The organism is Blastococcus sp. SYSU DS0510, from assembly GCF_054050835.1.
In genome coordinates this window covers 1-11,400 of the sequence record NZ_JBJHAC010000013.1, presented here as the reverse complement: position 1 = coordinate 11,400, position 11,400 = coordinate 1, and the positions used below count along the sequence as shown (strand labels likewise).

Here is an 11,400-nt window from a genome sequence, read left to right as displayed (position 1 = left end):
TTGCCCGTGTGACTGGTGTTGCCGCAGCCCTGACGACCGACGCGTCCCTCCCGCAGGTCGAGGAGGCCGCCCCGGTGCCCGCCGGCACCGCGGTGATCAGGGCTGTTCCCACCCCGGACCCGGTCGCGGCCCCCGCCGCGCCCCCTGCCCCGCCGGCGCCGCCGGAGGCGGACGAGGCGGAGCGGGTGCGCGGCCCGCGCAAGCGGCGGGGGCAGGGGATCCGGGAGCACCGGCGGCAGCAGACGCGGGAGCGCATCGTCGACGCCGCCACGGAGCTGTTCGAGGAGCGGGGCTTCGACGCGGTGAGCGTCGTGGAGATCGCCCAGCGCGCTGGCGTGGTGGAGAAGACCGTCTTCAACCACTTCCCCGTGAAGGAGGGGCTGGTCTTCGACGCCGACCCGCCGATGCGGGCCGCTCTGCTGGCGGCGGTGCGCCGCCGGCCGGCCGGCGAGTCGGTGGCCGCGGCCGCGGGGAGCTTCGTCGTGGCCGCGGTCAGCCTGCTGGGCACCCCCGAGGCCGCCGACGGGGTGGCCCGGATGGCGCGGGTGATCCGGGGCAGCCGCACGCTGCAGGTGCGCGAGCGGGAGATCCTCGGCGAGCTCACGACCTCGTTGGCGGAGCTGATCGCCGAGGAGACCGACGCGCGGCCGGGGCAGGTGGAGCCGTGGCTGGCCGCGCACGCCGTGCTGGGTCTGTACGCCGCGCTGCTGGAGCTGGCGCGCGACCGCGTGCTGGCCGGGGTGAGCGGCCCGGAGCTCGCCGCCGAGCTCCGCCGCCAGGGCCGCCGCGGCCTGGCGCTGCTGCAGTTCGGCCTCGCCGGTTACGCCAAGCGACGCTAGCCCTTGTCGTCCTCCGGACGACGACCGCGGCCAGGTGCCGTACCCCCGCCCGTCGCGCTGAGCCGTTTCCCAGCGTTCCCCGGGGGACCCTCCGAGCCCCGCTCGTCAGGACGGATTGATCTGCAGTGACCCCAGCAGCTGGTCGCCGCGGTCGCCGGGCAGCTCGGGGTCACGGGTGAAGAGGGCGACGGCGACCATGTAGCCGTCCTCGCCGGCCCAGCCGTGGCCCTCGGCGCAGAGCCGGCGGATGTGGTCGCGCACCTTGGGCTCGCTGCTGTAGGGCCCGAAGTCCAGCCCCATGGCGAGGAAGTTGACGACCCGGTAGCCGAGCTCCTCGGCGGTGCGCACGGTGGTCTCGGGATCGGAGTAGCTGGCGACGGCGGTGATCACGTCGGTGTAGCCGACCTTGAGCAGCTGCAGCACCAGGTCGTTACCGCGGACGCCGCCCCACAGCTCGGGCATCAGGATGTCCCGGTCGGGGGCGGGGATGTACGGCGGGTTGGAGATCACCGTCCGGGCCGGGCGCCCACCCGCGGAGTCGGCCTGGTCGAAGAAGTCGCCGAGCTCGACGGTGTACCGGTCGGCGACGCCGCGGGCGGCGATGTTGGCGCGGGCCTGCTCCACCGACGGGGCGCTGATGTCGTAACTCCGCACCCGGAGGCCGGGCAGGGACCGGATGACATCGGAGATGGCGGTGGCGTCACCGGTCCCCAGCTCGTCCACCGCCTCCTCGACCCAACCGAGCTGGTCGCGGTACTGGCTGAGCAGCATGCACACCGAGAAGCCGTAGTGCGCGGACTCGTCGGTCGAGGAGAAGCACGTCACCGACAGCCCCTACCCCGGCCGTCCGCCGCGCACTCCCCCGGTCACCCGCACCGGGGAACGCCGGTCAGCGGGCGGCGGCCGCCACGGCGAGGAGCTCGCGCGCGTGCGCCTGGCCGGTGTCGCTGTCGGCGAGGCCGGAGAGCATGCGGGCGAGCTCCCGCACCCGGTCCTCACCGTCGACCGACCGGATGTCGGTGGCGGTCACCCCCGCGCCGGTGTCGGGTGACTTGTCGACGACGAGGTGGGTGTCGGCGAACGCCGCGACCTGCGCGAGGTGGGTGACGACGACGACCTGGTGGTCGCGGGCGAGCCGGGCCAGCCGCCGCCCGATCTCCCCCGCCGCCTGGCCACCCACACCGGCGTCGACCTCGTCGAAGACCATGACCGGGACGGGGTCGGCGCCGGCGAAGACGACCTCGATGGCGAGCATGACGCGGGAGAGCTCACCGCCGGAGGCGCCCTTGTGCACCGGACGGGGCGGGGCCCCGGGGTGTGCGGCCAGCAGCAGCGCGACCTCGTCGATGCCTTCGGGGCCGGGGTCGTCGGGGTGGCTGTCGATGCTGAAGGAGACCTGGGCGCTCTTCATCGCCAGCCCGGCCAGCTCGCCACCCACCTCGGTGGCGAACCCCTCGGCGGCGGCCCGCCGGCCCGCCGAGATCTCGGCGCCCAGCCGGTCGACCTCCGCCCGGGCGGCGTCCCGCTCGGCGGCCAGCGCCTCGAGCGCCTCGTCGGAGACGTCGAGCTCGGCCAGCCGCCCGGCGGCGTCCTCGGCCCACGCCAGCACGCCGGCGACCCCGGCGCCGGGGTCGGCGTACTTGCGGACGAGCGCGGTGAGGGCGGCCCGGCGGTCGAGCACCTCGGCCAGCCGGGCGGGGTCGGCGTCGAGGTCGGCCACGTAGCCGGAGAGCTGCCCGGCGACGTCGGAGACCACGGCGACGGCGTCCGCGAGGTCCTGGGCCAGGATCACCAGCGTCGGGTCGTCGGAGCCGGCCAGGGCGCGCTCGGCGATCGCCAGCGCCGCGGTGGCGTCCTGGGGCACCTCGCCGGCGCCCAGGTCACCGGTGACGTCGCCGACGAGCGCCGTGCGGGCCTCGTCCGCCGCGGCCCGCAGCGCGTCCGCGTCGCTGAGCCGTTTGGCCTGGGTGTCCAGCGCCTCGTCCTCACCGGGCTCGGGGGCGACGGCGGCGATCTCCTCCAGACCGTGGCGGAGCACGTCGGCGGCCTGTGCCAGCTCGCGGGCCTGGCCGCGCCGGCGGTCGAGGTCCGCGGCGAGCTCCCGCCAGCGCCGGTGGGCCTCGCGGTAGCGGTCGAGGAGGGCCAGGTGATCGGCGCCGGCGTACCGGTCCAGCGCCCGGCGCTGCTCGGCCGGGCGCGACAGCCGCAGCTGGTCGGTCTGGCCGTGCACCGCGAGCAGGCTCTCTGCGAGCTCGGCGACCACGCCGACCGGGACGCTCCGGCCGCCCAGGTAGGCGCGCGACCGGCCCTCGGCGCTGACCGTGCGGGCCAGGATGAGGCTGCCGTCGTCGTCGGGATCGGCGCCGGCGTCGGCCGCCCGCGCCCAGGCGGGCGACTCCGGCGGCAGCTCGAGCCGTCCCTCCACCCCGGCACGGCCGCTGGCCCGGACCCGCCCGGGGTCCGCCCGCCCGCCGAAGAGCAGGGTCAGCCCGGTCACCACCATCGTCTTGCCGGCGCCGGTCTCGCCCGTCACGACCGTCAGGCCGCGGCCGAGTTCCAGGGTGACGTCGTCGATCGCGCCCAGGCCGCGGATGCGCAGCTCCGAGAGCCGTCCGGTCGCCCTGCTGGAACGGCCCTCCCGCAGGGGCCCGCGCCGAGCGCCAGCGAGGTGCGGGGGGCAGGAGGGCCCTTCGTCAGACGTCGTCGTCCGTGCCGCCACCGCTCACCTCCCGGGCCGCTGTCGAGGCCTCCGCGCCGTCCGGGACGACGACGTCGCGGGTGAGCACGTTGCGGCTGGTGAACAGCTCGTGGCCGGGGCCGGCGTGGCGGGCGTCGCGGAAGCCGCGGACGGGCAGGCCGAACTTCGCCACCAGCCGGTCGCCGAAGGACGAGGCGTGCACGCGGGCGATGCGCACCGGCCGGCTCGCGCGGCGGACCTCGACGCGGCCGCCGTCGGGGACGTCGAGGGTGCGCCGACCGTCCGCGGACACCCGCGCCTGGTTGCCGTCGGCGGGCACCGCCACGGTGACCACCGAGTTCGGCGAGGTCACGAGTGGCCGCGCGAAGAGGGCGTGGGCATTGCTCGGGACGAGCAGCAGCGCCTCCACGTCGGGCCAGACCACGGGACCACCCGCGGAGAACGCGTAGGCGGTGGAGCCGGTGGGGGTCGCGCAGAGCACGCCGTCGCAGCCGAAGCTGGTCAGCGGCCGCCCGTCGATCGCGATGACGACGTCGAGCACCCGGGAGCGCTCGGCCTTCTCCACCGAGACCTCGTTGAGCGCCCACGTCCCACCGACGACCGTGCCACCGGCGTCGACCACGTCGACCTGGATGGCGAGCCGCTCCTCCACCGAGTACTCGCAGTCCTCGATGGCGGTCAGGGTCTCCTCGACCGCCTCGGGCTCGGTCTCGGCGAGGAAACCGACCCGGCCGAGGTTGACGCCCATGAGCGCAGCGTCGGTGTACCGGGCGAGCTCGGCGGCGCGCAGGAAGGTGCCGTCGCCGCCGAAGACCATGATGATCTCGGCGTCCTTGGCCGCGTTCTCGTCGCAGGGCACCACCTCCGCGCCGGGGATCTCCAGGTCGGGCGCCTCGTCCTCCAGCACCTTGACCCCGATGCCGCCGCGGAGGAGCCGCGCCGCCGACGTGCGGGCCAGCTCGACGATGTCCCCCCGCCCGGTGTGCACGGTGAGGAGGACCCGCCGGGTCGTCCGCTCGTCGGTCGCTGCCGTGCTGGGCTGGGTCACTGCGGTCCCTCCTGGACTGCTCGACGGACGGCGTCCTCCTCGACCGGCCCGGCGTCGGACCGCAGCCAGAGGAAGAACTCCACGTTGCCGGCCGGCCCCGGCAACGGGCTGGCCACCACGCCGGCGGTGCCCCAGCCCAGCGCCTGCGCCGCCCGCCCGACCTCCAGGACGGCCTGCACCCGGTGTTCGGGCTCGCGGACGACGCCTCCGGCGCCGAGCCGCTCCCTGCCCACCTCGAACTGGGGCTTCACCATCGGCAGGAGGTCGGCGTCCGGACGGGCGCAGGCGGTGAGCGCCGGCAGCACCAGGCGGAGCGAGATGAAGGACAGGTCGGCGACGACGAGGTCCACCGGACCGCCGATCGCCTCGGGGGTCAGCGTGCGCACGTTGGTGCGTTCGTGCACCTGCACCCGGTCGTCTGTGCGCAGCGGCCAGGCGAGCTCCCCGTACCCGACGTCGACGGCGACGACCTCGGCCGCCCCGCGCCGCAGGAGGACCTCGGTGAAGCCCCCGGTGGAGGCGCCGGCGTCCAGCGCCCGCCGCTGCTCGACCGGGACGGGGAAGGCCTCCAGGGCGCCCAGTAGCTTGTGCGCGCCGCGGGACACCCACGACGGTTCGTCGGGGTCGGTCCGCACCACGACGGGGGTCCCCGCCTCGACGCCGGTGGCCGGCTTGGTGGCCGCCTGACCCGCGACGGCGACCCGCCCCTCCGCGATGAGGGTCACCGCGTGCTCGCGCGACCGGGCCAGGCCGCGGCGCACGAGCTCGGCGTCGAGCCGGCTGCGACGGGCCATCAGCGCGGGTCGATCGTGCCGAGCTCGCGCTGCAGGCGCGCGTGCTCGGCCTCGAAGACGGCGACGTGCTCGGACACCGGCAGCTCGTCGAGACCGTCCAGCCGGCGGCCGCCGCGGTCCGTGCGCGCGGCCTCGTCCGCCGCCGGCGTCGCCGTCGCCTCCTCCGCGGCAGCCGGCTCCGGCCGCGGGCCCGCCGCGGACGCTGCCCCGGGGACGGCGACCGGCGCGGGCCCAGGGCGGTGGGGCCCGGGCACCGGTCGCGGTGCGGTCGGCTCGGTCACGGAGCACCTCTCGGGGGAAGGGGGCGGGCGGGCCGGGACGGGCGCTCGCGGGCGCGCCGCCGTCTGCAGCGGAGGTTACCGGCCGGGGACGACGCCGACGGGGCCGACGGAGCAGCGCGATAGCGTCGGGCGACCGCACCCACCGCCGATCCCAGGGGAGATCCCTCCGCGTGGCCACGATGGACCAGTGCATGACCGCCCTGTCGGGGATCCTCGGCGACCTCGCCGCGAACCCTGCGGCGGCGGGGCTCGACCGCAGCCTCTCCTGCCGGCTGACCGATCTCGACCAGGTGGTCCTCGGCCGGCTGAGCTCGGGGTCGGTGCGGGACCTGCACGCGGTCCCCGACGGCCCTGCCGTGCCCAAGGCCGACATCCGGCTGACCATGAGCAGCGAGGACCTGGTGGCCCTCACCGACGGCCGGCTCTCCTTCGGCCCGGCGTGGGCCGGCGGACGGGTGAAGCTCGAGGCGGGGCTGCGGGACCTCCTGAGGCTGCGCAAGCTGATCTGAGGGCGGGCGGGTCAGCGCGGGGCCTCCGCTGCCAGGCCCCAGGCCCGTGCAGCCGTGCTCGCCGCCGGCCCGTGGGCCAGCACGCGCACCGGCGCACCCTCCCGGGGATGACCGGCCCAGTGCGCCACGCAGAGGGCGCGCAACCCGTCCAGCCCGTCGGAGCCGGCCCCGGCTGCGCCCTCCGGGACATCGTCGGGTCCACGCAGCTCCAGGGCATCCGCTCCCTCGGCCTGCCGGACCGTCCAGCCGCCGCACCGCCACGTCCGGTGCTCCGCCGTCACCGGCGGGTGCCCCTGGAGGAGGCCGGAGGCGTCGGCGGCGAGCAGGTCGGGCCGGTGCTCCGGGCCGGCGGCGAGCAGCGTGGCCGGGTCGGTGACCCCGGAGAACACCAGCAGGCTGGCCGCGCCGGCGCGCCGGGCTCCCTCGATGTCGGTGTCGAGCCGGTCGCCCACGACGAGCGGTCGCACCGCACCGGTGCGGCGGACGCACTCGGCGTGCATCGCCGGGTCCGGCTTCCCGGTGACCAGCGGCTCGCGCCCGGTGACCTGCCGGACCACGGCGACCATCGCCCCGTTGCCGGGCAGCGGGCCCCGCGGCGAGGGGATCGTGGCGTCGGCGTTGGTCGCCACGTGCCGGGCGCCGTTGCGGACGGCGACCACGGCCTCGGCGAGCTGCGCCCAGCCGACCTCACGGCCGTAGCCCTGGACGACCGCCTCCGGTTCGTCGTCCGCACCGGCGACCACCCTGAGCCCGGCCGCCTCCAGCGCAGCGGCGACGCCGGGGCCACCGACCGGCAGTACGCGCGCACCTGCGCCGAGCAGCTCCGCGACGACGGTCGCGGCCGCCTGGGAGCTGGTGATGACGTCGTCCGGACTGGCCGGCACCGCCAGCTCGGTCAGGTGGTCGGCCACCTGCTCGGGCGTGCGGGCGGCGTTGTTGGTGACGAAGCCCAGCCGCATGCCCTCCGCGCGCGCACCGGCGAGCGCGGCCGGCACACCGGGGACGGCGTCGGGCCCGATGTAGACGACCCCGTCCAGATCGAGCAACGCCACGTCGTACCGCCGGGCCGGCGGCTCGGGGCAGCCGACGGCCAGCTCCGGGAGCGTAGTGCGGTCGTTCACGCCGACCCCCTCCTCCGGCGCGCCCGGACCTCGCGGAGCGCCCGGGCGTAGTGGGTGAGGTCGGGCCGCATGGCGACGGCGAGTGCCAACTGCTCGGCGGCCAGGGGAAGGTCGCCGGCGCGGCTGGCGGCCAGACCGAGGCCGAACCGGGCGTAGTCGTCGGCGGGGTCGGAGGCGATGAGATGGGTGAAGCTCTCGATCGCCTCGGGGTAGCGGTGGGCGTCGTACTGGGCCCGCGCCAGCGCCTCGCGGACGCTGCGCGATCCCGGCTCCGCCTCCGCCGCCCGGGCGAGGAGCGTCGCCGCGGCGTCGGGATGCCCGTCGGCGAGGAGCTCCAGCCCGCGGTGGTACCAGTCGTACACACCGCCGGCAGGCGCCTCGCGGGCTCCCCCGCGCTCGTCCGGTGCGCCTGCTGCTGACACCGCCGCCCCCTTCCTCGACCGCTGCCGGACCCCACCGGTGCGCCGGTCCGGGAGGAGCGACCGACGACGACCGCCGGTGGCGCTCCTACGATCCTCGTCGTGCACTCGTCGTCGGAGGGACCCCGAACGCCACCCAGGTCGGGCCCGGGCCTGGAGGTCCGGCCGTTCCGGGCGCTGACCTACCGGGACCGGGATCCCGGGCACCTGGCCCGCGTCAGCTCGCCAGCCTACGACCTGGTGACGCCGGCCGGACGGGCTCGGCTGGCCGATGCCGACCCGTACAACATCGTGCGCCTGATCCTCCCCCAGGTCGACGAGCGGTCCGGTGGCGCCTCCGCCGACCTCGCCGCCGCCACGTTGTCGTCGTGGGTGGACGAGGGCGTGCTCGTGCGCGACGAGGTCGCTGCCCTGTGGCTCTACGAGATGCAGCCTGCCGACGGCGGGCCGGCCACGGTGGGCTGGCTCGGTGCGGTGGCCCTTCCGGCCGCCGGCTCCGCCGCGGTGCTGCCCCACGAGGACACCTATCCCGTGGCGGTGGAGGGACGGCGGGCCTTGCTCGCGGCGACCCGGACCGACCTGGAGCCGATCGTGCTCGCCCACGACCCGGAGCCGGACGTGGCCCTCGTGACCGGGACGGTGCGGCGGACGGCCCCCACCCTGGCGCTGCGCGACGGCGACGGGGTGCTGCACCGGCTGTGGCGGGTGACCGACCCGGTGACCCTCGAGGCAGCCACGCAGGCGCTCTCCCGCACCCGGGCGGTCATCGCCGACGGGCACCACCGTTTCGCGGCGGCACGCGCCCATGCGGCCACCCACGGTGGCGCCGCCGGATCTGACGCGATCCTCGCGCTGGTCACGCCGATGGGCCCCGGTGGTCTGCGGGTCGACCCGATCCACCGCGTGGTCCCCGGCTTGGCCTTCGACGAGGCGGTCGAGGGCGCTGCCCACGGTTTCGTCACAGCGGAGGTGCCGGTCGACGGAACGGGCACCGAGGCGGTCATCGCGGCCGCGCGGGCGTGGCTGGGCGATCCGGCCGAGCGGGGCCTGCTGCTCAGCGACGGCAGCCGCCTGGTGCGGCTCACCGCTGCCGCACCCGAGGTCCGTGCCGCCGTCCCGGCCGAGGCGCCTCCGGCGTGGCGCGACCTGGACGTGGTGCTGGCGCACCACGGGCTGCTGCAGGCGCTGTGGGCACGACCGGACACGGTGAGCGCCGTCGTGATCGCCCACAGCCTGGAAGAGGCCCTGTCCGCCGCGGTGGAACGGGCGGGGGTGGCCGTGCTGCTGCGCGCGCCCTCCCCCACCGACGTCGCCGCGGTCGCACGCGCCGGCGCCCGCATGCCGCGCAAGTCCACGCTCTTCGTACCGAAGCCGCGCACGGGCCTGGTGCTGCGCCCACTCGCGGGCTGAGCGGCGGACTGCAGCGTCACGCCGTCTCCTCGGCTGCCCGCACCGCCGATCGCGGGATCTTGCGTCCGCGCCGGCAGTTGACCTCGCAGACCGAGGCGGTGCCCGAGCCGGTGCGCCAGAAGCGACGCTGGAGCGCACCCTCGACCTCCACCACGTCACCCGGTCGCCAGGCCGCGACGCGACGCTGCAGCCCCCGGTCGTAGGTGATGCAGGTGAGGACGTCCACGGTCCGGCCACGCACGCTCGGGCCCGGCCTGCGCACCACCAGTCGGAAGCTCACCAGCGCGTCACCGCTCGGCAGGGTGCGCAGTTCTGCGGGGGCGGACAGCCGCCCCCGCAGGACCACGTCATTGCGATCGATCACAGCCACGGTCATGACCGCAGCCTGCTCGGCGGAGGCGCCCACGGCGCCCTGCTGAGCCCATCTGTGGATGCGCCGCCCCGGTGTGGACGAGCGGCACGCTCCTGCCGGTCAGCCCTGCGGCTCGTCCCCCGCCGCGTCGCTCCCCTCGGCAGCGGACGCGTCGTCGTCACCGGTCTCGCCCAGCAGCTCGGCGACCTCGGCCTCGACCTCCTCGGCGAAAGTCATCGACCGGGTGCTCTCCCCGGCATCGTTGACCAGCGCGCTGCCCAGGACGTCGTCCTCGGCGAGCTCCTCGTCACTGAACTTGACGACGGGGAACGCGTCCTCGGAGATCTCGTCGACGGACAGCACGTGCTCGGAGGGCTCGACCTCGGACACCTCGTCCCCGGACACCTCGTCCCCGGACACCTCGTCGCCGGACACCTCGTCGACGGGCACCTCGTCGACGGACACCTCGTCACCGGAGACGTCCTCCACCTGGACCTCGCGGGCGGGGACCTCGTCGGTGAGCTCCTCGCCAGGCGCGTCGATCTCGCTGAACTCGACGCCCAGGTCCTCACCGGCCAGCTCGGGATCGATCGCCGCGACGGCCTCGAGCCACTGGTCGGCCCGCTCCTCGTCGCCCTGCGAGCGCAGCAGTTCGGCGTAGGCCGCCGCGAGCCGCAGCTGCCCGGGGTCGCCCGCCTCCAGCGAGGAGGGATCCGGGCGCCCGCCGAGCGCCCGTTCGAGGACGAGCCGGGCCGCCGCGCCCTCGCCGAGATCCTGGCGCGCGCCGGCCTCGACCAGGCGCAGCTCCACGGTCTCCTCCTCGTCGACGGACTCACCGAGCGCCTCGTTGACCAGGCGGATCGCCACCTCGGGGCGCCCGAGCGCTCGCTCGCAGTCGGCGAGCACGGCCCGGTAGCCCTGGTCACCGCTCATGCGGCGGTAGGCGCGGATCTCCCGGGCAGCCTCGGCGTAGTCGCCGGCGTGGTAGGCCGCGACCCCGACGGCTTCGCGGACGACCGCCAGGCGGGAAGCCCGATCACGCGCAGCTCGGGCATGGGCGAGGGCGGTCTCCGGGTCCTCGTCGACCAGCGTCCCCGCCACGACGAGGTGGCCGGCCACCTTGGCCGAGTTCCGCGGGTCGAGGCCTCGGAGTGCAGCGCGGATGGCGGGGTCGAGCTCCCGCGGGTCAGCCCACTCGGGCACCTCGGGACCGGCAGGCACCGGCGGTCGCCGGTCCTGCGTGCCCGCAGCTGACCGGCTGCCCTCCGGACGGCGCTCACGCCAGTTGCCCTGGGTCCGCTGAGGACGGTCACCCTGCGGGCGCCGGTCCTGCCAATCACCACGGGGACGATCCTTCTGGGTCGGCTGAGGCCGGTCACCCTGGGGACGGCGGTCCTGCCAGTCCCCCTGGGGGCGGCTCGAACGCTGCGGACGGTCACCTTGAGGCCGCTGGGGACGGTCCCCGTAGGGACGGTCCGAACGCTGGGGACGATCGCCCTGCGGGCGCCGGTCCTGCCAGTCATTGCGGGGTTGATCGCCCTGCGACCACTGGGGACGGTCAGCCTGCGGGCGCCGGTCCTGCCAGTCACCACGGGGACGATCCTTCTGGGTCGGCTGAGGCCGGTCACCCTGGGGACGGCGGTCCTGCCAGTCCCCCTGGGGGCGGCTCGAACGCTGCGGACGGTCACCTTGAGGCCGCTGGGGACGGTCGCCGTAGGGACGGTCCGAACGCTGCGGACGGTCACCCTGCGGGCGCCTGTCCTGCCAATCACCACGGGGACGATCACCCTGCGGCCGCTGCGGACGGTCACCCTGCGGGCGCCGGTCCTGCCAATCACCACGGGGACGATCACCCTGCGGCCGCTGCGGACGGTCACCCTGCGGGCGCCGGTCCTGCCAATCACCACGGGGACGATCACCCTGCGGCCG

The 11,400-nt window shown here is 76.0% G+C and carries 13 protein-coding genes; 4 read left to right on the top strand and 9 right to left on the bottom strand.

The window, feature by feature from the left end:
• The first annotated feature begins 8 nt into the window (after positions 1 to 8).
• Positions 9 to 839 carry a TetR/AcrR family transcriptional regulator gene (locus tag ACI79P_RS12015; RefSeq protein ID WP_456581283.1) on the top strand — a complete coding sequence of 277 codons (831 nt, stop codon included), beginning with the start codon at positions 9 to 11 and terminating at the stop codon, positions 837 to 839.
• Positions 840 to 944: 105 nt separating this feature from the next.
• Here ACI79P_RS12015 and ACI79P_RS12010 read toward each other — a convergent pair whose 3' ends face one another.
• From ACI79P_RS12010 to ACI79P_RS11990, 5 genes are all read right to left on the bottom strand, one after another.
• A complete protein-coding gene (locus ACI79P_RS12010; RefSeq protein WP_456581282.1) occupies positions 945 to 1,664 on the bottom strand; it encodes a methylase in 720 nt (239 codons plus the stop codon).
• A 64-nt stretch (positions 1,665 to 1,728) separates the two neighbouring features.
• Positions 1,729 to 3,558, bottom strand: coding sequence for a DNA repair protein RecN (gene recN, locus ACI79P_RS12005; RefSeq protein WP_456581281.1), 1,830 nt, complete (start codon positions 3,556 to 3,558; stop codon positions 1,729 to 1,731).
• Positions 3,533 to 4,585 (bottom strand): NAD kinase, encoded by a 1,053-nt coding sequence (locus tag ACI79P_RS12000; protein WP_456581280.1) that lies wholly within the window; start codon positions 4,583 to 4,585, stop codon positions 3,533 to 3,535. Before ACI79P_RS12000 ends, recN begins: the two co-directional genes overlap by 26 nt.
• On the bottom strand, positions 4,582 to 5,379 hold the full coding sequence (locus ACI79P_RS11995) for a TlyA family RNA methyltransferase (RefSeq protein WP_456581279.1): 798 nt from the start codon (positions 5,377 to 5,379) through the stop codon (positions 4,582 to 4,584). The genes ACI79P_RS12000 and ACI79P_RS11995 overlap by 4 nt, the downstream gene beginning before the upstream one ends.
• Positions 5,379 to 5,660 carry a hypothetical protein gene (locus tag ACI79P_RS11990; RefSeq protein WP_456581278.1) on the bottom strand — a complete coding sequence of 94 codons (282 nt, stop codon included), beginning with the start codon at positions 5,658 to 5,660 and terminating at the stop codon, positions 5,379 to 5,381. The genes ACI79P_RS11995 and ACI79P_RS11990 overlap by 1 nt, the downstream gene beginning before the upstream one ends.
• A 191-nt stretch (positions 5,661 to 5,851) precedes the next feature.
• Between ACI79P_RS11990 and ACI79P_RS11985 the strand changes: the two genes are divergently transcribed.
• A complete protein-coding gene (locus ACI79P_RS11985) occupies positions 5,852 to 6,169 on the top strand; it encodes a sterol-binding protein (protein ID WP_456581277.1) in 318 nt (105 codons plus the stop codon).
• 11 nt (positions 6,170 to 6,180) lie between these two features.
• Here ACI79P_RS11985 and ACI79P_RS11980 read toward each other — a convergent pair whose 3' ends face one another.
• Together ACI79P_RS11980 and ACI79P_RS11975 are read right to left on the bottom strand one after the other, a co-directional pair.
• Positions 6,181 to 7,290, bottom strand: coding sequence for an HAD-IIA family hydrolase (locus ACI79P_RS11980; RefSeq protein WP_456581276.1), 1,110 nt, complete (start codon positions 7,288 to 7,290; stop codon positions 6,181 to 6,183).
• On the bottom strand, positions 7,287 to 7,712 hold the full coding sequence (locus ACI79P_RS11975; RefSeq protein ID WP_456581275.1) for a tetratricopeptide repeat protein: 426 nt from the start codon (positions 7,710 to 7,712) through the stop codon (positions 7,287 to 7,289). Before ACI79P_RS11975 ends, ACI79P_RS11980 begins: the two co-directional genes overlap by 4 nt.
• A gap of 99 nt (positions 7,713 to 7,811) precedes the next feature.
• Between ACI79P_RS11975 and ACI79P_RS11970 the strand changes: the two genes are divergently transcribed.
• The gene (locus ACI79P_RS11970; RefSeq protein ID WP_456581274.1) at positions 7,812 to 9,119 is read left to right on the top strand and encodes a DUF1015 domain-containing protein; all 1,308 of its coding nucleotides are present in this window, start codon (positions 7,812 to 7,814) and stop codon (positions 9,117 to 9,119) included.
• 16 nt (positions 9,120 to 9,135) lie between these two features.
• On the opposite strand, the gene ACI79P_RS11965 is transcribed toward ACI79P_RS11970, so the two are convergent.
• Positions 9,136 to 9,495 (bottom strand): single-stranded DNA-binding protein, encoded by a 360-nt coding sequence (locus ACI79P_RS11965; RefSeq protein WP_456581273.1) that lies wholly within the window; start codon positions 9,493 to 9,495, stop codon positions 9,136 to 9,138.
• Between the two features lie 96 nt (positions 9,496 to 9,591).
• Complete coding sequence (locus ACI79P_RS11960) at positions 9,592 to 10,674, bottom strand: hypothetical protein (RefSeq protein WP_456581272.1); 1,083 nt, start codon at positions 10,672 to 10,674, stop codon at positions 9,592 to 9,594.
• A 486-nt stretch (positions 10,675 to 11,160) separates the two neighbouring features.
• Here ACI79P_RS11960 and ACI79P_RS11955 point away from each other — a divergent pair.
• Positions 11,161 to 11,400 (top strand): hypothetical protein (locus ACI79P_RS11955; protein ID WP_456581271.1); only part of this gene is annotated, 240 nt, incomplete at its 3' end.

Coding starts and splice junctions, on each gene's coding strand:
- ACI79P_RS11965 (WP_456581273.1), bottom strand. CDS start 9,495: ATGACCGTGGCTGTGATCGATCGCAATGACGTGGTCCTGCGGGGGCGG.
- ACI79P_RS11995 (WP_456581279.1), bottom strand. CDS start 5,379: ATGGCCCGTCGCAGCCGGCTCGACGCCGAGCTCGTGCGCCGCGGCCTG.
- ACI79P_RS11985 (WP_456581277.1), top strand. CDS start 5,852: ATGACCGCCCTGTCGGGGATCCTCGGCGACCTCGCCGCGAACCCTGCG.